We start from the raw sequence: 19,715 nt of genomic DNA, 5'->3' as shown, positions 1-19,715 counted from the left end.
GACTACCCCATGGGAAAAACACTGGTTGTCGGCGCGGGCGGCGTATCCCACGCCGCCGTGCACAAGATGGCGATGAATTCGGACATCTTCACCGAAATCACATTGGCCAGCCGCACCAAGTCGAAATGCGACGCCATCGCCAAATCGGTCAAGGAACGCACCGGCGTCGACATCAAGACGGCTGAGCTTGACGCCTACAAGGTCGAAGACACGGTCAAGCTGATCAAGGAAACAGGGGCCGAGATCCTGGTGAACCTGGCCCTGCCCTATCAGGATCTTGTGCTGATGGATGCCTGCCTCGAGGCCTGCTGCCACTATCTCGACACCGCCAATTACGAGCCCGAGGACGAAGCCAAGTTCGAATACCACTGGCAATGGGCCTATCAGGACAAGTTCAAGCAGGCCGGCCTGACCGCCATCCTCGGCTCGGGCTTCGATCCGGGCGTTACATCCGTCTTTGCCAAGTGGCTCAAGAAACACAAGCTGGACACCATCCGCCAGATCGACGTTCTGGACGCCAACGGCGGCCAGAACGATCAGGAATTTGCCACCAATTTCAACCCGGAAATCAACCTGCGCGAAGTCCTGGCTGAGGTGCGCCACTGGGAGAACGGCGAATGGAAACACTCCCCCGCGATGACCCACAAGGTCGAATTCAACTTCCCCGCCATCGGCCCCAAGAACATGTACCTGATGTATCACGAGGAACTGGAATCGCTCTCGACCCATTTCCCCGAGATCGAGCGCGCCCGGTTCTGGATGACCTTCGGCGACGCCTATATCACCCACGCCAAAGTGTTGGAAAACGTCGGCATGACCCGCATCGACCCGGTAGTGCACAACGGGGTCGAGATCATCCCGATCCAGTTCCTGAAAACCCTGCTGCCCGACCCCGGCGATCTGGGTGCCGAAACCAAGGGCAAGGCCTGCATCGGCGACATCGCCACCGGCCAAGCCAAGGACGGCTCGGGCGAGAAGACCTACTACATCTACAACATCTGCGATCACGAGGAATGCTACCGCGAGGTCGGCAGCCAGGCCGTCAGCTACACCACCGGCGTCCCGGCCATGATCGGCGCGGCACAGGTGCTGAAAGGCAACTGGCGCGAACCGGGCGTGTGGAACATGGAGCAGCTCGACCCGGACGACTTCATGGACATGCTGAACACCCACGGCCTTCCCTGGCAGGTCCACGAACTCGACGGCCCGGTCGAATTCTAATCCTTTCAGACTTCATCTTTTACCAAATACTCCGGGGGTCCGGGGGCAGCGCCCCCGGCCTCTCCACAATCGGAGACGCCCGACATGTCCGACATGATGACCACACAGGCCGGAGACGCCGGAGCCTTCCGCCACTTCGACCTGACACGCGTGCCGTCACCCTGTTTCGTCGTCGACGAAAAGGCGGTGGAGCGAAATCTGGCGGTTCTGTCCGATATCGGCGAGCGGTCTGGCGCACGTATCCTGTCGGCGCTCAAGGCATTCTCGATGTTCGCGCTGGCACCGCTGGTGCGCCAGTACCTGGGCGGCACCTGCGCCAGCGGCATCTACGAGGCCCGGCTGGGCCGTGAGGAATATGGCGGCGAGGTCGCGACCTTCTGTGCGGGCTACAAGGATTCCGACATCGACGAAATCCTCGCGCTCTCGGATCACATCATCTTCAACAGCCCGGCGCAGAAAGACCGCTTTCTGGCCAGGGCACAGGCCGCCGGGCGGCAGGTGGGGCTGCGGATCAACCCCGAACACTCCGAGGGCGAGGTTGCGAAATACGACCCCTGCGCCCCCTGTTCGCGCCTCGGAACCCCGGTCAGCCAACTGGACGCCAAGGCGCTGAAGGGTGTGGACGGGCTGCACATGCACACACTGTGCGAACAGGGCTTCGAGCCTCTGGCGCGCACCTGGGCCGCGGTTGAACCGAAACTCGCCCCCTTCCTGAACGGTCTGAAATGGCTGAACTTCGGCGGCGGCCACCACATCACCCGCAGCGACTATGACCGCGACGGGCTGGTGGAGTTCATCAAACACATCCGAGCCAAATACGGCGTCGAGGTCTATCTGGAACCCGGCGAGGCGGTGGCGTTGGATGCGGGCATTTTGGTGGGCGAAATCCTCGACCTGCCGCACAACGGCATGGACCTTGCCATCACCGACATTTCGGCCACCTGCCACATGCCCGACGTGATCGAGGCCCCGTATCGACCGGCCCTGATGGACGAGGCCGAAGCAGGCCATGCATACCGCCTGGGCGGCCCCTCGTGCCTGGCGGGCGACGTGATCGGCGACTACACCTGGGCCGAGCCGTTGCGGATCGGGCAGCGCTTTGCCTTTCTGGATCAGGCGCATTACTCGATGGTCAAGACCAACACCTTCAACGGCGTTCCCCTACCCACGATCGCCCTGTGGAACAGCGAAACCGACGAGCTTAAGATCATCAGGCAATTCGGCTACGACGACTTCAAAGAGAGGCTATCATGAGCGTTTTCCTCGACAGCGAACTGACCGACGCCGAACGCAGTGAAGACGCCCGGTTCCGCGTGATCCCGGTGCCGTTGGAACGCACGGTGTCCTATGGGTCAGGCACGGCAGACGGACCCGCCGCGATCATCGAAGCCAGCAACGAGCTCGAACGCATCACGGGCCACGCGGAACCCTGCGTCGAAGGCATCTTCACCGAGCCGCCGCTGGATTGCGACGGCCCACTGCCGGACGTCATGGAGCGGCTCGCCCAGCGCACCGAGGCCGCCGTCCGCGCCGGCAAGGTGCCGGTCACGCTGGGCGGAGAACACTCGCTCAGCTATGGCGCGGTCATGGGTGTGGCCCGCGCATTGGGCCAGCCCCTCGGTATCGTGCAGATCGACGCCCATGCCGACCTGCGCAACGCATATCAGGGGGAAAAACACTCTCATGCTTCGGTCATGCATCTGCTGGCCGAGGAAGGTATCCCACTGGCCCAGTTCGGCGTGCGCGCCTTTTCCACCGAGGAAGCAAAAAGCCGTCTGAGGAACCGCGTCTTCCATGTCGATGCCGAGGAACTGGTGACGGGTCACATCCACTCGGTCGACCTGCCCGAGGATTTCCCCGAACTGGTCTATGTCAGCTTTGACGTTGATGGGCTGGACCCGGCGCAGATGCCCGCGACAGGCACGCCTGTTCCGGGTGGGCTGGGATATTATCAGGCGCTTCGCCTCGTCGAACACGCCCTGAAGGGCCGACGCTGCGTTGGTTTCGACGTGGTCGAACTGGCCCCCGACGGCAACGCGGCGTGGGATTTCACCGCGGCGCAGATCGTCTATCGCCTGATGGCGAGCTGCTGAACAGGCAGGCGGGCCGGGCTGGCCCGCCTGATCCGGTACTTAGTCGGTTTTGCCGTCATCGACGGTTTCGTTCAACTCCATATGGCCTTCGCCCCTGTTCAGGACGCGGCGCAACATGGGTTCGAAGAACTCCAGCGGCTTGGTCGGATAATTCGGGTCGAACGCCTTCTGATCGTATTCATGGCAGAAATAGCGACACTCTTCCCAATAAGGGCTGTCGCGGTACTTGTCGCGCGCGTTGCGGTCGCCACCCAGGTGGTGGTTGTAGTAGTACCCCTGAAACACGCAATGATGCTTGAGAATCCAATAGGTCTTCTCGCTGACGTAAGGCTTCATCATCGCCGCCGACAGCTCTCCGTGATTGTAGGGCGACAGGATATCGCCGGTATCGTGAATCAGCGCAGCCACCACCAGTTCTTCATCCGCACCGTCCTCGTAAGCACGTGTCGCGGCTTGCAGGCTGTGCTGATAGCGGTTGACCGGATAGGGCGTCCATTCTTCGTCCAACGAGCGGATGGCATCGAGGATGCGGTCAGGCAGGGCCGCATTATAAGCCTCTTCATACGCCATCACAGCGTCCCAGTCGGCCTTGGTGGCATTCTCGAAACTGGTCCAGGTGGGTTTGTGGCTTTTGTCCAGCATGGCTGATCCTTTGGCATGTGTCCTGAGAAGAAGCGTAGTTCGAAACCAGCCTTGAAAAAAATGAATTGATTTTATCACTGTGATCAAAAAATACTTTCGACATGCAATTCAAAGCTCTGGAAACTTTTCTCTGCGTGGCCGAAGCCGGTGGCTTTCATGCCGCCGCCCGCAAGTTGAATGTGACGCAGACCGCCGTCAGCGCGCGCATTCGCCTGATCGAGGAGGAAACCGGCAGGGCGCTGTTCACGCGCGGTGCCGGAGGAACGGCGCTGACCGAGTTCGGCCGGCAGTTCAAACCCTATGCGGAACAGATGCTGTCCCTTTGGGGCTTTGCATCGCGCGACCTGCCGGTACAGGTACAGAACCGCCCGGCGCTGCGGTTGGGCGGTCAGCTCAGCATTTGGGATCCGTTGCTGGTGGACCTGGCGGTTCGGTTTGAACAGCGCTTTGGCAAATTGCTGTTGACGCTGAACTACGACCACGACCTGAACATGGTCGAAGCGGTGGCAACCCATGTGCTGGACGCGGCGATCACACATGAAAAGCCATCCGACCGGCGCGTCACGTGGTACGCGCTTAAACCCGAGCTCTTGTCCCTGGTCCGGACGCCAAAGGCTGACGGCGCGGACGATGACCTGATCTTCGTCAACCTCGAACTGGGCGAAGTCTATCAGGATCATGTAAGATCGGCGGCGCGACGGGCGTCAGGTCAGACCGTATTTCTTGGCAATTGCATGATGGCGCTGCGATATGTTCTGCAACGGGGCGGAAACGGTTACTTCCCCGATTACGTCATTTCCGAACATCTGGCCTCGGGTGCTCTGAAGCGGGTCGAGGACAGTATCAGCTTGCCCTTGCCCATGTATCTGGTCACCCGCGGTGATCGCGAGGAATTCGACGACATCCACAGCTGTTTGGTGGATCTTCGCAGCTAGAACTCAGGCCGGTGTCGGCATGATCCGGGGCGCGCGCTGCCGTTTTCGCATCAACGGCCGACCAGCAACAAGCAGGAAGAGGCCCGAGATCAGCACCCCCATGATTGCGGGAAGGTAAAGCAGAAACCAAAGCTCCGGGTCATCGATCACCACCGGGGAAACAAACCCGCGCACACCTTCAAGCAGCACAAGAATGGTGAAGGCGCCCAATATCTGCGGCCACAATCCAAACCGGGAAAAGCTGCCCAGCATCAGGGTTGAATACCCGGCCAGCGCCACGGCGATGCAAATCGCGATCCACGAGAACCGCTGGTGCAGCTCTTCGATCAGTTTGCCTTGGCTGAACCCTTCCGTGGCTGAAACCTCATCCCGGTTGCGGATCAGGTCCGCCGTTGGAATGGCTTCGAGACTGCGCCGGGCCATTGGATTTGTATTCGTCAGTTCCGAGATGTCGTAGGAGGCGTCCTGAAACAGGGTCGATGACAACACCTTGCCTTCCTTGTTCAGGCGCAATGCAACCCCATCAACCATCACAAGGTGGATGCCGGCATCATTGTTGACCAGATAGGCGGTTACGCTTGAATAGCTGACCGAGTTTTCAGGATCGCGGCGGTCAGACACGAACACTTCGTGGAGTGTGCCGTCCAGATCAATCCCGCCTATGTAAACCGTGACGCCTTCGGCAGGGTGCAGAAACTCACCTTCGTTCAACAGTTGAGCCGTCACATCTCCGGCCACTTCAGCCTGCCGGATTTCCAGCTGTTCCACCGAGGCCGGGCGCAGGAACACGCTGATGATCGCCATCATCACCCCGGTAATCACACCGAAAAGCAGCACCGCCCGGGCAAGCCGCCAAGGGCTGGATCCGGTGGCCAGCATAACCGTCAGTTCACTTTCGCGGCTCAGGCGATTTGTGGCATAGACGGCGGCGGCAAACACCGCCATGGGCATGACCGTACGGATCAGGGTCGGCAAAGTCAGCGCGGTGAATTCCAGAAAGACCATCGCCGACTGCCCGCCGCTGATGACCCTGTCAAACAGGCTGACGGACCGGGTGATCCAGAACACACCGACCAGCACCAGGGTGAAAAAGCCAAACAGAATCAGCAATTGCCGCAGGAAATATCCATCAAAACGCGACATGGGGCCTCGTGCGTGTGTTCGTTTGCAGCGGACACTAGGGCATTAAGCCGACAGAGGAAACAGGCATTGGACGTCAGGATGCCCCTGTGTGCAACCTTCGCGCATACCGGTTTCACCGCACATCCCTGTTTTGGCATCAAAAGGGCCCGGAGAATACGCTTTGTGAAAACAGCGGCTCATGGCACATTTTATGGATTGATTGAAATGGAGTTTGAAAAATGGCACTGTTTTTTTCCCGCCGCACCTATAACGCACATAAGAAGAAATTTACCCTCAAGCCCGCCGCAAAGACGAGATATGTCAACATCACCCAGCAAAGCCCGGGTGGAAAAATCCGAAAGGGCAGTATCGTCAAAAAAGCCAAATGGCTGGATCTCGTGCGTCAGGAGGGCGGGGATTCGGCCGTCCTGATCTATGTTCACGGGTTCAACACCAGCCAGAAGGACATGCTGGACCGGCTGGGGAAAATAGAAACCAACCTAAGGGGCAACGGATATCAGGGCGCGGTCGTTGCCTTTGACTGGCCCAGCGACGGATCGGTGCACACCTACGACTCGGACCGCTCCGATGCCAAGGCGGTGGCACCGCATCTGGTGGGGGACGGAATCTTGCCGCTGTTGGGAATGTCGCCACGCCCCAAGGTGCATCTGATCGCTCATTCTATGGGTGCGTTGGTGGTACTGCGCGCATTCTCGGACTTCGGGGATTCGGCCGGGCCCGGCAACAAGATATGGTCGGCGGATCAGGTCATGTTTGCGTCAGCGGACATCGATTCAGAATGGCTGGAAAAGGGCGCATGGGCCGATCTGGTCCTGAAAAAACGGTGCAAGCGATTCACCAATTACTACAGCCGGAAAGACAAGGTGCTGGCCCTGGCCGGCGGGATTGTTCACGGCGGTCGGCGTCGCGCCGGTCGTGTCGGGATGCCGAAGCTGACCTCGAAAGGTCACTGGGATATTTTCTGTGACCACCAATATCAACGAGACGTCCCCAAAGCACAGCGCAAGATGATGAAGTCGCATCGCTGGTGGTTCGACAGCGGCGGGTTTTATGAGGACCTCGCCCTGACGATCGACGGCCATCCGGCAAAAACGATGCCGACCCGGCACAAGACAAATATCGGGGATCTGGCGCTGCTGGCCTGACTGACCGGCCGCCCAACGCCTTTCTCTGGTGCAAAGCCCGTTTTCGCGGGTTTTGCTCAAGTAGCGGCTTTGGGCAGATTCTCTGCACGTTCTGGCAGCGTCACTATGTGTTGCTGACCAGAAACGGAAAGGGCGCGCTCGACCACAAGCGCGCCCCAGTCACAGGGGAGAAACTGAAAACCTGCGTTCTGTGCAGAACCTGAACGCCAACTCTTTGACATCCTCAGACAAACAGACTTTCCAACATCCGTCAGTGACGCTGTTCACACTCTGGGCCGGTATTTTTAGATGGCATATGGGGTTTGGTTGCACGGCGACTCACAATGCCTGCATGCGTCCTGATTGCCGGTTCGCCCCGGCCATAGTCGTAAGCCGTGCGCGCTGGCAACGCGCCAGGCACGATCGCCGATTGGTGTTTTGATGCGGATGGCAGGGGCAGCAGGGTTCGAACCCGCGACCTACGGTTTTGGAGACCGTCGCTCTACCAACTGAGCTATACCCCTGTGGTGCGCCCCAGATATGACAGCCGCGCGGCGGACTCAAGAGGCTTTTTCGGATTCCACACCACTATCTGAGCCGACAAACAAGTTGCGCAAAATGTGCAGTGCGCTAAGACAAGGTCCGGTCAGCAAAAGGAACCCCGTGTGAACCTCCGCAAGAAGATCGCAGACAGCGAAGCCGTGCTGAACTGGGTGGCCCGCCGGATCGCCGCTTACATCCGATTGGTCAACCGCAACACACGTTGGCAACGCATCGGATACGAAGAACTGGATCATCTGGTCGAACAAGGTGAGCCGGTCATCGTTGTGCTCTGGCATCAACGGCTGGCGCAGTCGCCATATTTCTTCCCGCTGGACAAGGGGCGCATCTGTTCGATCACCTCCTCTGCCCGGGCGGGCAGCATGGTGGGTCGGGTACAAAAGCTGTTTGGCATGGATACGATCGCCATGGCCAGCAAGACACGCCACGTCGCCTTGTCACGCCAGGTTCTGGGCAAGATGAAGCAGGGTATCTCAATTGGGATCGCGGCAGACGGCCCGCGCGGGCCAGAGCGGGTTCTGTCGACGGTTCCGTTGGTATGGGCGCGGACCTCGGGCAAGCGCGTATTCGGCATCACCTATTCAACAAAACATGGTCGCGAAGCGGGAACCTGGGATCACCTTCTGATGCCCCGCCCCTGGCGAAATGAAGGCGTGTTTCTGTGCCGGGAATGGGCTGAAACAGTGCCCCGCAAGGCCAGCGAAGAGGAAATCGAGACCCTGCGCCTGAGCCTGGAGCAGCATATGAACGACATCACGGCAGAAGCTGACCGGATGGTCGGGCGCGAGCCCTGGTCACCTGACGCCTAACCGCCCCTGAGACGTTGCATCAGATAGACTTCGCTGCCTTCGGGAATCGGCTCGGTAAGCCCTGTGGCAATGACACGCCCGTCGATCGCGATGGAGACCCCCGCGTCAATGGGGGCCTGCAACTGCGGGTGGGCCCGGACCAGAGCCCGCAAAAGCTCTCCGGTGGTTTTGGCCTCGACCTCAACCACTTGCTGGCCCCCGGTCAGTGACCGGAGGCCGGACCAGAGGTGGACCTCAACCATTTTCCTTCAGGGCCGCCAGAATGCGCGGCGGAGACATCGGCAGTTGCGTCATCCGAACACCCGCCGCATTGGACACCGCGTTGGCGATGGCGGCCAGGGGCGGCACGATGCCCGTCTCGCCCACGCCGCGCACCCCAAACGGGTGGCCGGGGTTGGGCACTTCGACGATCACCGTGTCGATCATCGGCAGGTCGCTGGCAACAGGAATCCGGTAATCGAGGAATATCGAGTTCTGCAACCGACCATCCTCGCCATAGATGTATTCCTCGTTCAGTGCCCAGCCGATACCCTGTGCGGCACCACCTTGGAACTGCCCTTCCACATAGGTCGGGTGGATCGCCTTTCCGGCGTCCTGAATGACCGTGTACCGGGTGATCGATGTCTTGCCGGTTTCCGGGTCGACCTCGGCATCGACGATATGGGTGCCAAAAGATACGCCCGCGCCTTCGGGGGTTGCTTCGAAATGGCCCGAAATCGGGCCTCCGGTCGATCCCATATCCGCCGTAATGTCGGCCAGAGGCATCGGGTCGAAATCCCCTGCATTTGGCCCCGAGGGCACCGCGCAGCCGTCTTCCCATTTCACCGCATCGACCGGGATACCCCACTTGGCCGCCGCACGTTCGCACAGTTTCTCGACCGCGTGTCTTGCGGCCTTGATCGTCGCGAGGCCCGACGCGTAGGTCACGCGCGAACCATGGCTCACGTCGTTGTAACCCAGCGTCGCCGTGTCGGCGATGGTCACGCGGATGTTTTCATACGGAATGCCCAGAACCTCGGCCGCCATCAGGGCCATGGATGCGCGCGACCCGCCGATGTCGGGTGTGCCGACCATCAGCTGCGCCGAACCATCCTCGGACAGTGCCAGTGAAACGCTGGTCTCGCCCCCGTGGTTGAACCAGAAACCGCAGGAAACCCCGCGCCCCTGCCCCGGCTTCAGCGGGGCCGAGTAATGGGGATGCGCTTTGGCAGCCTCAAGGGTTTCGACCAGACCGATGCGTTCGTAGGTTGGGCCATAGCTGGCCTTCGTGCCTTCATGCGCGGCATTTTTCAGACGCACATCAATAGGATCGAGGCCCAGCTTGTTGCAGAGCTCATCAATGACGGATTCAACGGCGAAGGCGCCCATGGGTGCACCCGGCGCGCGGTAGGCGGCCTGTTTCGGACGGTTCGACATCACGTCGTAACCGATCTGCTTGACGTTGGTCAGGTTGTAGGGCGCAAAGGCACACATGGCCGTCATATCGCCCGGGGCGCCGGGGAAGGCCCCGCCTTGCAGGCGGAAGACACCCTGCGCCGCCGTGATCGTGCCGTCTTTCTTCATGCCGATCTTCACGTCCATTGACGCCGAAGAGGTCGGCCCGGTGGCCCGGAAAACCTCGGACCTGGTCATCACGATCTTGACCGGTCGGTTTGCCTTGCGGCTGAGCGCCAGAGCAACGGGTTCGATGAACACCGTGGTCTTACCGCCGAAACCACCGCCAATTTCAGACGCAGTCACGCGCAGTTGCGAGGTTTCGATCCCCAGCAACGCCGCACAGGTTTTCTGCGCGATCCAGTGGCCCTGAGTTGTGCACCACAGCTCACCCTTGCCGTCATTGCCCAGCATGCCCAGACAGGCATGCGGCTCGATATAGCCCTGATGGGTCGCCTCGGTCACAAAGCTGTCTTCGATGACCAGATCGGCCTCGGCAAACCCAGCCTCGACATCGCCGTGCCCGCTTTCGTGATAACGCACGACGTTCGGGTGCATCCCTTCCGGCACCGAATAATCCGCAGCACCTTCCCGGATCACCGGCGCATCCGGGGCCATCGCTTTGTCCACATCGGTGACGTGCGGCAGCACCTCGTATTCGACCTCGATCAGTTTCAGCGCGTCACGTGCCGCCAAGGCAGATGTGGCCGCCACCGCAGCAACCGCGTGCCCGTCATAGAGCGCCTTTTCCCCCGCCATGACGTTTTCCAGCACATTCCAGAATTCGCCTTCGAGCCCAGGCTTGAATGGGACATCGGCGAAATCAGCACGGGTCACGACGGCTTTGACGTCCTTCGATGCCTCGGCTTTCGAGGTATCAATCCTGACGATCCGGGCATGAGCGTGGGGTGAGCGCAGAATCGCGCCGTGCAACATGCCGGGGGCCGAGATATCCGCACCGAACTTGGCCCGGCCTGTCACCTTGTCCAGTCCGTCAGGGCGATCGGGGCGGGTGCCAACGAAAGTGAAATCAGTTTTGCGATCGTCCAGAGCCATTATGACGCCTCCCGCATCTCAGCCGCCGTGTCCATCACGGCGCGAATGATCTTGTCATAGCCGGTGCAGCGGCACAGGTTGCCCGCCAGCCAATAACGCGTTTCTTCCTCGGTCGGATTGGGGTTCTTCTCCAACAGGGACTTCGCCGCCACCAGAATGCCCGGGGTACAGATGCCGCATTGAAGCGCGGCGTATTCGATCATCTTCTTCTGCAACGGGTGCAGGACGTCACCATCCGCAATCCCTTCGACGGTCTCGATCTGCTTTCCTTCGGCCTCGACACCCAGCATCAGGCACGAGCACACAAGGCGGCCATCGACGGTGACCGAACACGCGCCGCAATCACCGGTGCCGCAGCCCTCTTTGGCGCCGGTCAGGTTCAGCTTGTCGCGCAGACAGTCCAGCAGGGTTTCGCGCGGGTCACAGAGGTATTCAACTGCGTCCCCGTTTACGGTGGTGGATACGTGGAGCTTGCTCATGCGTTTTCTCCCTTCGCGCGGGCATAGGCGATCTTCGCGGCACGCTTGGCCAGAACGCCGGCGACTTCGGTGCGGAATGCGATTGTACCTCGTTTGTCGTCGATCGGATTGCAGGCGGCCGACGCGGCCGCGGCCAATGCGTCAAGGGCGGCATCGTCCAAAGTGCTGCCGATGATCGCGTTGGCACAGTCTTCAACCAACAGAACGGTCGGTGCCACGGCACCCAGCGACACGCGCGCCTCGGTGATGACGTCACCGTCCAGACGGAGGTTCACGCCAACGCCCACGACCGCAATGTCCATTTCGGTACGGGGGATGAACCGCAGATAGGCGTCGCCCCCATTCTTGCCTCGGGCCGGAATGTTGATGGCCGAGATCAGTTCGCCTTTCGCCAGCGAGGTCCTGCCGGGCCCGGTCGGGATGTCCTCAACCGCAACGTCACGCGTGCCATCGGGGCCGGTTACGGTGACGGTCACGCCCGCCGCCACCATGGCGGGCACGGAATCAGCCGCAGGTGAGCCATTGCACAGGTTGCCCGCCAGCGTCGCGCGGCCCTGAACCTGAGTTGAACCGATCAGGTCCATCGCCTCGACGACACCGGGCCAGTCGCGGCCAAGGTCGGGGTGCTCGCTCATCTCGGCGCCCGTGACGGCCACGCCGATCGTCCAGCTGCCGTCGTCGTTGCGGGTGATGTCACGCACGCCGTCGATCTTCTTGATGTCGATCAGCGTATCGGGCGTCACCAGTTCCGAGCGCAGTTGCACCAGTACATCCGTACCGCCCGCCAGAAAACGTGTGATGCCCGTCGCATTCGCGGCCAGAGCCGAAGCTTCGGCAAAGCTGGCGGGGCTGTGATAATCCATGAAGCTACCTCGTACCTGTTGATCAGGAATATCTGGGTTCGCGGCGACGTTAATTCACACCTCGTCCGGCGTCCATGGGCCGAGCGACCAAAATTCAACTTCCAAATGTCGCTTTTGGACAGGGTTCAGAGATCGATTTCGATCACCCCATCAGGTTCCGCCGCGCGGCTTTGGCACAGGATCATGGCGCCTTCGCGCTGTTTGCGGGACAAAACGAAATCCCGATGCTCGACCTCGCCCGAAATGACACCGCATTTACAGACGCCGCAGATGCCGTCAGCGCATTTCACATCCACATGAATACCGGCTTCGTTCAGAACTTGCGCCGCGTCCTTGTCTGCGGGCACGGGCAGTGTCCGGCCCGAACGCGCGAGCTTGAGTTCAAACGCGTGGTTTTCATATTCAGGCGTTTCAGGGACCGAGAAATATTCCAGATGGCGCGCCTCTTCGGGAAAGCCTTGCTGCTCGGCCGCCTGAATCACGCCGTTCATGTAACGATCCGGCCCGCAGGTATAGACATGCCATCCATCCCGATAACCGGACAGAATCACATTCAGATCGGCGCGGGTGCCTTCATCCGAGAAATGGCAATGAACGCGGTCCGCCCAAGTCATGGCGGCCAGATCATCCAGATACCCCGCCCCGCCCCGTGTGCTGGCCGAATAGTGCAATTCGAACTCGCGGCCCAGCGCATGGAGGCGATGGGCAAAGGCGATCATCGGGGTAATGCCGATACCGCCGCCCATGAGGAATGTTCTGGTTGCCGTTTCATCCAATTCAAAGTGGTTGATCGGTTTGGACACGAAAACCTTTCGCCCCTCGGTGAAGATGCGATGCAGCAGCGCGGACCCGCCACGCCCGTCATCCTCGCGCAGCACTCCGATCTGATAGGTCGCACGATCCGACGGGTCGCCGGACATGGAATATTGCCGCAGGAATTCCGGTGCGACCAGGACGTCCAGATGTGCGCCCGCTGTCCATCCCGGCAGGGGCGCACCGTCCAGCGATGTGAATTCGTATTTCGTGACATCCGCCGTCATCTTTTCGACCTTGGTCACGGCGACACGCATCACAGGCGCATCACCGGCGATCTGATAGCGATGGATGATCGACATGTCCCCGCTTGCCTTGCGGGCCTTGTATTCATCGGCCGTCACCATGGCCTCATAGGCTGCAATCCCGGCCTCTCGGTCCATTGCAAAGGGATAGGGCCAGGGGTGCGGAGCCAGATAAGCGGGATAGACGGCCAGGGTCTGATCCTCATATTTCAGGTCCAGATCCTTTTGCAGATCGCGCCGGTTCAACGGGTGCGTCGTGGGGCGATAGGCGCCGTCGGGCTGCAACTCGATATCCCACCACCATTTCTTGATATCGTTCAGCCCGCCATTGCCGACCGCATCGTCCAGCCTGGCCAGTGCGGGCGCGGCCGAGGGGATGTTCATCGCAGCCCAGCGGAAGGGACGTTCCTTGAAGATGCCTTCGAGGTTCCACGGGCAGGTCTTCATGCACCGTCCGCACATCGCACCGCCTGGCGTCGTTACACGGTAAGTGGCGCATTTCTGGCTGTCGGACTTCCAGATTTCATAACCGTTGAACATCAGCTTCGGTCCGGCGGTGATCGCGCCCGAGGGACATTCGCGGGCGCATTTGTTGCAGGATTCACAAAAGGTTTGCAGGCCGAAATCGATGGGTTTGTCATGCGCCATCGGCATGTCGGTCGTCACCACGCCTGATTTCAGGCGCGGGCCCAGATAGGGGTTCAGGATAACTTCTCCGATCCGGCTGACCTCGCCCAGACCGGACAGCAACAAAAGCGGCGGTTGCAGCACCTCGCCATCCATCACCGTATGCGCCTTGGCCTTGTAACCGAGGTTGCGGATCTGCTGGGCGATCACACCGCCCAGCAGCGAAAAGCGCAGGTAGGCGCGCATGGATTGGGCGACACTGATCCAGTCGTCACCACTGGCACCTTCCATCGTTTCATAGCCCTGATCGATGATCATGCTGATGGCCTGATCATGAGGCGGCACGATTTCTTCGCCGGTGGCGTCATGAGAATACCACGCCCATTCCGGGCAGCGGCTGAGGCCCACTGCATCGACCCCAAGGAAATAGGTCGCCGCCTTGATGTTTGCCGCATTGCGTCGGGCATCGGTTGACTTGCGCAGGTCAGCGCTTTCACCGTCCTGCAACAGAACGAATGCACCCAGCGCGCGACGCTGGGCAAAACTGGGCGCGGCTTTGCGCACGTAGTACCCGCCTTTCGCGGCGTCCTGCAATGACTTGCCCATGTCGCCGAACTGGGCGCGGGCAAACATGTCGGCGCGCTTGGGAACGCGGGCAACATTCTCTTCGTCGATATAGGTTGTCGGAGCCTCGACCCGTTTGAGTTTTTCGAACGGATGGGCCCCGTCCACATAGCGTCGTTTGGCATATGGGTCACGGTTGAGGGCGTTCTTGGCAAATCCCGTGCCCAGCCACCATGCCGGGCCTTGGGTCCGAAACCACGGCTGTTGCGCCATGGGCCTGAGCGGCCGGTCATGCGCGACGGGCATCTCGGTCGTCACGGCTGCAAGGCCAAACCTGGTGCCCAGCCACGGCGCAACCAGCTTGCCGCCCTCGACCGAGGCCAGACCGGCGGCCACGGCCAGCTTGCCCAGATCGACTTCGGACGACATCACGCTGTGCGCGCGGGCGTCAAAACCCAGCAGTCGGATATAGTTGGCGATGACCACGGCATTCTCGGTTGCCAGCAGGCAGGCGCGATGATCCTGCGCGTCGATGATCCAGTCCGTACCGGGTTCGGAAGGGTCCGGATCGCGGTTATGTTCATAAAGAAAGACGATGGCGTGACGATGGTCGTCAATCGGCTTGGGCGCGGCCTCCATACTGTCTTTCAGATCGGCCATGATGAGATCGATCCCAGAGGCCAGCGTTTTGGTCTGGCGCGTGCGCAGCGCGTGGGCAAGCCGGTCGATATCGGGGTTGCGGCGTGGTTCGTCCAACAGCGCATCTGACGGCAACGGCCCGCAGCCCATCATCGACGCATCGTTGAAATATCCAAATGCCTTCAGATGGTTGGCGCGTTCCTGCGGATCTGATGGGATCTCGGATGCAATCGGGTTCACCAACCCGTCGCGAATCGCGTCCAGCATCGCCTGAAATTCGCCCATGGCGTTGACGATGCTGTCGGGCCGTTCCGGCCGGTGGAAACTCAGTTCGCCCATCAAGGGCACGCGCGACAAATCCGGCATGGTATCTTGTCGGGTCAAACGCTCCAACGGGTATCGCCCCATGTGAACGGGCCGGTTCTTGTCCGAGAAAAAGCGGATTCCCATTATGCGCCTGATTCCCATTATGCGCCTCCTGTTGCCACCCATCCCCTACCCCGTCATGGACAGCGAAACCATTCATGCATAATCATAAGTGGTATGAAGAAAATCGATTTTACTGATCTAGACGGCAAGGTTCTGCGCACCTTTCTGACCATACTCGAGGAAAGCTCGGTCTCGAAAGCTGCGGATCGGCTGGGCGTTACGCAATCGGCCATCAGCCACACGCTGGCCAAGCTCCGGCTGGTGCTGGGCGACCCGTTGTTTGTCCGGTCCGGTCAGGGCCTGACCCCGACCGAGCGCGCCTTGTCCCTGAAGGAGCCCGCGCAAAAGGTGCTTGACGGAATGCGGGCGCTGACCGAAGGGCGGCCGTTCGACCCGCAGTCTGAACAGATCAGGATCCGAATCGCCACCAATGACATGCCGCGCGAGTTGATCTTTCCGCAGCTGCTTCGAGAAACACGTGCCGAAGGCGCAGGTCTGCGGCTGGAATTCATTCCTTCAGGCGTGCCCGACCCCGAGCTGCTGCGCAGTGACAGATGCCAGTTGATGCTGACCCCGTTGCCGCCGGACGGGCCGGACATCTTTCAAAAACGCCTGATGACCAGCCCGCTGATGCTGTTCTATGACGCCACACAGCGCACGGCCCCGGACAGTTGGGACGCCTATTGCAACTGCGATCATGTCGAGGTTCGCTTTGCCGATGGCCGCAACGCCCGCGCCGTCATGCGTGGCGTTGATCAAAGCCAGATCAGGCCAGCGGTGGTGACCCTGCCGCATTTCAACGCCATCCCGGCCTTCATACAGGGCAGCGACCTGATCTCGACCGACACGGCGCTGATGAAACAGGGCCCGCTGGCCATGCTGGATTGCGCGCCACTGCCGTTCGAATGCGCGCCAGTGTCGATCTACATGGTCTGGCACCAGAGGTCGGCCAATGACCCGGCACATCGCTGGTTGCGGGCCCGGATCGAGGCAATCGCCGCATCCCTTCAAACCTGAGACAACAGCCAGTCTCGCATGATCTCGACCAGTTGCGGCTGGCGTGGCTTGCGGGGTGCAACCACATAGAACCCCAGATCTTCAACCAAGACATCCGCAAGCGGCTGAACAAGACGGCCCGAGGTCACCTCGGGCGCGACGAGAGGCGCATTGGCCAGTGCTATACCCTGCCCCGAAACTGCCGCGTCGATCGCAAGACTGGTCTGGCTGAAGCTCATCATTCTGGGCTTTCCGCTTACCCCCACCCGTTCAAGAAACAAGGGCCACAATCCGTGGGTATCGTTCAGCAATACCTGCTTCATCAAGTCAGAAGGGGTGCTGACTTCCCTCGCCATCGCAGGGCTGCATACCGGGATGAATTCGGTCGAGAACAAGGGCACCGCTTCCAGTTCCGCCGCAAACGGCGCTCGACCCTGCCTGACAGCCAGATCGACGCCATCCGAACTGAAATCCGCCAGACGCTCGCGCGCATCCACCTGAACCGAGATGTCCGGATACAGGTCCGTGAAGCCCGACAAACGCGGCACCAACCATTTCGAGGCAAAGCTGGGCGTGACCGACAACGTGACCCGGCGGTCCGGAGACAGGTCTTCGACTGCCTCTTCGATCAACCTGAAGGCACGACGCAGCGGCGCGTGAAACCGCCGCCCGGATTCGGTCAGTCGCAACCCACGCGGCAGGCGATCGAACAGAACCTCGTCCAATCGTGCTTCAAGCCCGCGCACCTGCTGCGCCACGGCACCTTGTGTAACGCCAAGTTCCTCGGCGGCCAGTCGAAAGTTCAAATGACGCGCAGAAGCTTCGAAGGCACGTAAAGCGTTCAGGGGTGGAAGGGCGGCCATCGTGTTGTCCTGTAGATTTTCTACAGCATAAGGCCAGCAGAACTGATTGGTCAAACCGCTCTCTGACCGCCATCCTGGGTTCAACTGAAAAACGGAGATGTCAGATGGAAAAGGTAGCACTTATTACAGCGGGCGGCAGTGGCATGGGTGCGGATTCCGCACGGAGGCTGGCGGCGGACGGGTTCAAGGTTGGCATTCTGTCTTCCTCGGGCAAGGGAGAAGCCTTGGCAAAAGAGTTGGGCGGCGTTGGCATTACCGGCTCGAACCAGTCCACCGAGGATTTGCAGAAGCTTGTCGATGCCGCCATGGCCCATTGGGGGCGCATTGACGTTCTGGTCAATTCCGCCGGTCACGGCCCCCGCGCTCCGATCCTTGAACTGACGGATGAGGATTGGCACACCGGCATGGATGTCTATTTCCTGAACGCGGTGCGTCCCACACGGCTTGTGACCCCGATCATGCAGGCGCAGGGGGGAGGCTCGATCATCAACATCTCGACCTTTGCCGCGTTCGAGCCGGATCCGGTTTTCCCGACCTCGGGCGTGTTCCGGGCCGGGCTGGCCGCCTTCACCAAGCTGTACGCGGACAAGTATGCCGCCGAGAATATCCGCATGAACAACGTCCTTCCGGGCTTCATTGACAGCCTGCCCGAGAAGGAAGAATTCCGCAGCCGCATTCCAATGGGGCGCTATGGGCGCAGCTATGACGAGATCGCCTCGGTCGTCGCTCTGCTTGCCTCGGAAGGCGGCGGCTACATCACCGGACAGAATATCCGGGTGGACGGCGGTATAACCCGGTCTGTCTGAACTCAGACCCGCGCCTTTATCAGATGCGTCAGCGCCGCGCCGGATTCGAAAAAGGCGCGGCGCAAGCGCGTCCAGTTTTCGCGGTGTTCCGACACGGCGGGAACCGGCAGAAGCGAGGGATCATCCGCCAGAAGGCTTTCGGCCATCATGCGACCGAACACCGTGCCCGGGCCGATGCCGCGACCGGAATACCCGTGTGTGGCCAAAGCGTTGGGGCCGATCTGCGTGATCTTCGGAAGATTATCCGATGTCATTGCGATCCGCCCGTGCCACCCGTGTTCGAACGGCTGGTCGGCCAATTGCGGATAGAGCTCGGCCAGCTTGCGCCGGACCCAACCGGAATGTGCAACCCGACCGGCATGTCCCAGATCGCCCATGCCGCCAATGATCATCCGCCCGGCCTGATCCAGCCGGAATGACGTCATGATAAGCCCGGTATCCCAGCACCCTTCTTTCCTTGGCAGGATACTGGCGCGCAAGTTGTCGGTCAGCGGGGCCGTGGCGTACTGGAAATAGTAGACCGGCACATAGGCAGTCGCGGTCTCCGGCAGCGCAAGATGATAGGCATTCGTCGCCTGAATGACCGATCTTGCCCGAACCGTCCCGCCCGGTGTCATCAGAACCCAGTGCCCAGCCTCATATGTCATGGTCTGCACGGGGCTGTGGGTATATATCCGTGCCCCGGCCTGTGACGCCGCGCGCACCAAACCCACCGCATAGGCCAAAGGCTGGATGGTTCCCGCCCGTGGATCGAACAAGGCACCGTGAAAGGCCTGGCTACCGGTGCGTTCACCGGCCTGGTCCGCCGACAACAACTCAACCGGTGCTCCGGCTTCGCTCAACTGCGCATGACGCGTTTTCAGGCCCTTCAAACCCGACGCGGAATGAGCGCAATGCAGGGTTCCGTTGCGCACGGGCTCACACGCTATGTCATATTCATCGATCAAGGCAAACACATCCGACGGCGCCTTGGCCAGCAAGTCGATCAAACGGTTCCCCGTTTCAGTACCGAGATGCGTGCGGATGTCGTCCGGCGGCAACCACAGCCCCGCATTGACCAGACCGACATTACGCCCCGAACCGCCAAACCCGATCTCCTGCGCCTCGAGCAGGCAGACCGACGCGCCGGCGCGGGCTGCGGTCAAAGCCGCTGAACAGCCGGTATAGCCACCTCCGATGACAGCCAGATCAACCTCTGCGTCAGCGGTCAGGGGCGGTGCGGGGACTGTCTCGGTGCAAGTGGTCTGCCAAAGTGCATGTTCGGGATCGTTCACGTCGGGCCTCTGAGTCTTGTCGGCGGATCATCATACCGACACCCCCCCTTTGCAAGCGGCCTTTTGACCCGTGCTGCGACAACGAAACAGGCCCGGCAG

General features: G+C 60.7%; 17 protein-coding genes and 1 tRNA gene. 8 read left to right on the top strand and 10 right to left on the bottom strand.

Annotated features, from left to right (window positions below; translation table 11 throughout):
* The first annotated feature begins 9 nt into the window (after positions 1 to 9).
* From ACR0DJ_RS02440 to speB, 3 genes are all read left to right on the top strand, one after another.
* Positions 10 to 1,221 (top strand): saccharopine dehydrogenase family protein, encoded by a 1,212-nt coding sequence (locus ACR0DJ_RS02440; protein ID WP_480683754.1) that lies wholly within the window; start codon positions 10 to 12, stop codon positions 1,219 to 1,221.
* Positions 1,222 to 1,305: 84 nt separating this feature from the next.
* Positions 1,306 to 2,475, top strand: a complete 1,170-nt coding sequence (gene nspC, locus ACR0DJ_RS02435; RefSeq protein ID WP_480683752.1) for a carboxynorspermidine decarboxylase — start codon at positions 1,306 to 1,308, stop codon at positions 2,473 to 2,475.
* Entirely contained in the window at positions 2,472 to 3,314 is an 843-nt protein-coding gene (gene speB / locus ACR0DJ_RS02430; RefSeq protein ID WP_480683750.1) for an agmatinase, read from the top strand. The genes nspC and speB overlap by 4 nt, the downstream gene beginning before the upstream one ends.
* Before the next feature lie 39 nt (positions 3,315 to 3,353).
* Here speB and ACR0DJ_RS02425 read toward each other — a convergent pair whose 3' ends face one another.
* The gene (locus ACR0DJ_RS02425) at positions 3,354 to 3,956 is read right to left on the bottom strand and encodes an HD domain-containing protein (protein ID WP_171206203.1); all 603 of its coding nucleotides are present in this window, start codon (positions 3,954 to 3,956) and stop codon (positions 3,354 to 3,356) included.
* 101 nt (positions 3,957 to 4,057) lie between these two features.
* On the opposite strand from ACR0DJ_RS02425, the gene ACR0DJ_RS02420 reads away from it, so the two are divergent.
* Entirely contained in the window at positions 4,058 to 4,891 is an 834-nt protein-coding gene (locus ACR0DJ_RS02420; protein ID WP_480683749.1) for a LysR family transcriptional regulator, read from the top strand.
* Between the two features lie 3 nt (positions 4,892 to 4,894).
* Here ACR0DJ_RS02420 and lptF read toward each other — a convergent pair whose 3' ends face one another.
* Positions 4,895 to 6,034 carry an LPS export ABC transporter permease LptF gene (lptF, locus tag ACR0DJ_RS02415; RefSeq protein ID WP_480683748.1) on the bottom strand — a complete coding sequence of 380 codons (1,140 nt, stop codon included), beginning with the start codon at positions 6,032 to 6,034 and terminating at the stop codon, positions 4,895 to 4,897.
* Between the two features lie 218 nt (positions 6,035 to 6,252).
* Between lptF and ACR0DJ_RS02410 the strand changes: the two genes are divergently transcribed.
* On the top strand, positions 6,253 to 7,179 hold the full coding sequence (locus tag ACR0DJ_RS02410) for an alpha/beta fold hydrolase (protein ID WP_480683747.1): 927 nt from the start codon (positions 6,253 to 6,255) through the stop codon (positions 7,177 to 7,179).
* A gap of 427 nt (positions 7,180 to 7,606) precedes the next feature.
* Here ACR0DJ_RS02410 and ACR0DJ_RS02405 read toward each other — a convergent pair.
* Positions 7,607 to 7,682 (bottom strand) — tRNA-Trp (locus ACR0DJ_RS02405).
* Positions 7,683 to 7,823: 141 nt separating this feature from the next.
* Here ACR0DJ_RS02405 and ACR0DJ_RS02400 point away from each other — a divergent pair.
* The gene (locus ACR0DJ_RS02400; protein WP_480683745.1) at positions 7,824 to 8,528 is read left to right on the top strand and encodes a lysophospholipid acyltransferase family protein; all 705 of its coding nucleotides are present in this window, start codon (positions 7,824 to 7,826) and stop codon (positions 8,526 to 8,528) included.
* On the opposite strand, the gene ACR0DJ_RS02395 is transcribed toward ACR0DJ_RS02400, so the two are convergent.
* From ACR0DJ_RS02395 to ACR0DJ_RS02375, 5 genes are all read right to left on the bottom strand, one after another.
* The gene (locus tag ACR0DJ_RS02395) at positions 8,525 to 8,770 is read right to left on the bottom strand and encodes a MoaD/ThiS family protein (protein ID WP_152458904.1); all 246 of its coding nucleotides are present in this window, start codon (positions 8,768 to 8,770) and stop codon (positions 8,525 to 8,527) included. The genes ACR0DJ_RS02400 and ACR0DJ_RS02395 overlap by 4 nt on opposite strands.
* Complete coding sequence (locus ACR0DJ_RS02390; protein WP_480683744.1) at positions 8,763 to 11,018, bottom strand: xanthine dehydrogenase family protein molybdopterin-binding subunit; 2,256 nt, start codon at positions 11,016 to 11,018, stop codon at positions 8,763 to 8,765. Before ACR0DJ_RS02390 ends, ACR0DJ_RS02395 begins: the two co-directional genes overlap by 8 nt.
* A complete protein-coding gene (locus ACR0DJ_RS02385; protein ID WP_117868038.1) occupies positions 11,018 to 11,497 on the bottom strand; it encodes a (2Fe-2S)-binding protein in 480 nt (159 codons plus the stop codon). The genes ACR0DJ_RS02390 and ACR0DJ_RS02385 overlap by 1 nt, the downstream gene beginning before the upstream one ends.
* Positions 11,494 to 12,360, bottom strand: coding sequence for an FAD binding domain-containing protein (locus tag ACR0DJ_RS02380; protein WP_170346140.1), 867 nt, complete (start codon positions 12,358 to 12,360; stop codon positions 11,494 to 11,496). The genes ACR0DJ_RS02385 and ACR0DJ_RS02380 overlap by 4 nt, the downstream gene beginning before the upstream one ends.
* Positions 12,361 to 12,485: 125 nt before the next feature.
* Positions 12,486 to 15,698: a reductive dehalogenase gene (locus tag ACR0DJ_RS02375; RefSeq protein ID WP_480684749.1), complete on the bottom strand. Its 3,213-nt coding sequence runs from the start codon at positions 15,696 to 15,698 to the stop codon at positions 12,486 to 12,488.
* A 93-nt stretch (positions 15,699 to 15,791) separates the two neighbouring features.
* Between ACR0DJ_RS02375 and ACR0DJ_RS02370 the strand changes: the two genes are divergently transcribed.
* A complete protein-coding gene (locus ACR0DJ_RS02370; protein WP_480683743.1) occupies positions 15,792 to 16,694 on the top strand; it encodes a LysR family transcriptional regulator in 903 nt (300 codons plus the stop codon).
* Here the strand turns inward: ACR0DJ_RS02370 and ACR0DJ_RS02365 are convergent.
* The gene (locus ACR0DJ_RS02365) at positions 16,685 to 17,536 is read right to left on the bottom strand and encodes a LysR substrate-binding domain-containing protein (RefSeq protein ID WP_480683742.1); all 852 of its coding nucleotides are present in this window, start codon (positions 17,534 to 17,536) and stop codon (positions 16,685 to 16,687) included. The genes ACR0DJ_RS02370 and ACR0DJ_RS02365 overlap by 10 nt on opposite strands.
* 104 nt (positions 17,537 to 17,640) lie before the next feature.
* Between ACR0DJ_RS02365 and ACR0DJ_RS02360 the strand changes: the two genes are divergently transcribed.
* Positions 17,641 to 18,342: an SDR family oxidoreductase gene (locus ACR0DJ_RS02360; protein ID WP_170346136.1), complete on the top strand. Its 702-nt coding sequence runs from the start codon at positions 17,641 to 17,643 to the stop codon at positions 18,340 to 18,342.
* A 2-nt stretch (positions 18,343 to 18,344) separates the two neighbouring features.
* Here ACR0DJ_RS02360 and ACR0DJ_RS02355 read toward each other — a convergent pair whose 3' ends face one another.
* Entirely contained in the window at positions 18,345 to 19,616 is a 1,272-nt protein-coding gene (locus ACR0DJ_RS02355) for an NAD(P)/FAD-dependent oxidoreductase (RefSeq protein WP_480683740.1), read from the bottom strand.
* Between the last annotated feature and the right edge of the window lie 99 nt (positions 19,617 to 19,715).

The sequence above is a fragment of the Ruegeria sp. BF10 genome (assembly GCF_056538725.1).
Note: the sequence above shows the minus strand (reverse complement) of the source record. Positions and strands in the feature narration are given on the sequence as shown.

Bases quoted from the DNA above. Each gene is read 5' to 3' on its own strand.
- ACR0DJ_RS02440 (WP_480683754.1), top strand. From the start codon at position 10: ATGGGAAAAACACTGGTTGTCGGCGCGGGCGGCGTATCCCACGCCGCC.
- nspC (WP_480683752.1), top strand. From the start codon at position 1,306: ATGTCCGACATGATGACCACACAGGCCGGAGACGCCGGAGCCTTCCGC.
- speB (WP_480683750.1), top strand. From the start codon at position 2,472: ATGAGCGTTTTCCTCGACAGCGAACTGACCGACGCCGAACGCAGTGAA.
- ACR0DJ_RS02425 (WP_171206203.1), bottom strand. From the start codon at position 3,956: ATGCTGGACAAAAGCCACAAACCCACCTGGACCAGTTTCGAGAATGCC.
- ACR0DJ_RS02420 (WP_480683749.1), top strand. From the start codon at position 4,058: ATGCAATTCAAAGCTCTGGAAACTTTTCTCTGCGTGGCCGAAGCCGGT.
- lptF (WP_480683748.1), bottom strand. From the start codon at position 6,034: ATGTCGCGTTTTGATGGATATTTCCTGCGGCAATTGCTGATTCTGTTT.
- ACR0DJ_RS02410 (WP_480683747.1), top strand. From the start codon at position 6,253: ATGGCACTGTTTTTTTCCCGCCGCACCTATAACGCACATAAGAAGAAA.
- ACR0DJ_RS02395 (WP_152458904.1), bottom strand. From the start codon at position 8,770: ATGGTTGAGGTCCACCTCTGGTCCGGCCTCCGGTCACTGACCGGGGGC.
- ACR0DJ_RS02390 (WP_480683744.1), bottom strand. From the start codon at position 11,018: ATGGCTCTGGACGATCGCAAAACTGATTTCACTTTCGTTGGCACCCGC.
- ACR0DJ_RS02385 (WP_117868038.1), bottom strand. From the start codon at position 11,497: ATGAGCAAGCTCCACGTATCCACCACCGTAAACGGGGACGCAGTTGAA.
- ACR0DJ_RS02380 (WP_170346140.1), bottom strand. From the start codon at position 12,360: ATGGATTATCACAGCCCCGCCAGCTTTGCCGAAGCTTCGGCTCTGGCC.
- ACR0DJ_RS02375 (WP_480684749.1), bottom strand. From the start codon at position 15,698: ATGGGAATCCGCTTTTTCTCGGACAAGAACCGGCCCGTTCACATGGGG.
- ACR0DJ_RS02370 (WP_480683743.1), top strand. From the start codon at position 15,792: ATGAAGAAAATCGATTTTACTGATCTAGACGGCAAGGTTCTGCGCACC.
- ACR0DJ_RS02365 (WP_480683742.1), bottom strand. From the start codon at position 17,536: ATGGCCGCCCTTCCACCCCTGAACGCTTTACGTGCCTTCGAAGCTTCT.
- ACR0DJ_RS02360 (WP_170346136.1), top strand. From the start codon at position 17,641: ATGGAAAAGGTAGCACTTATTACAGCGGGCGGCAGTGGCATGGGTGCG.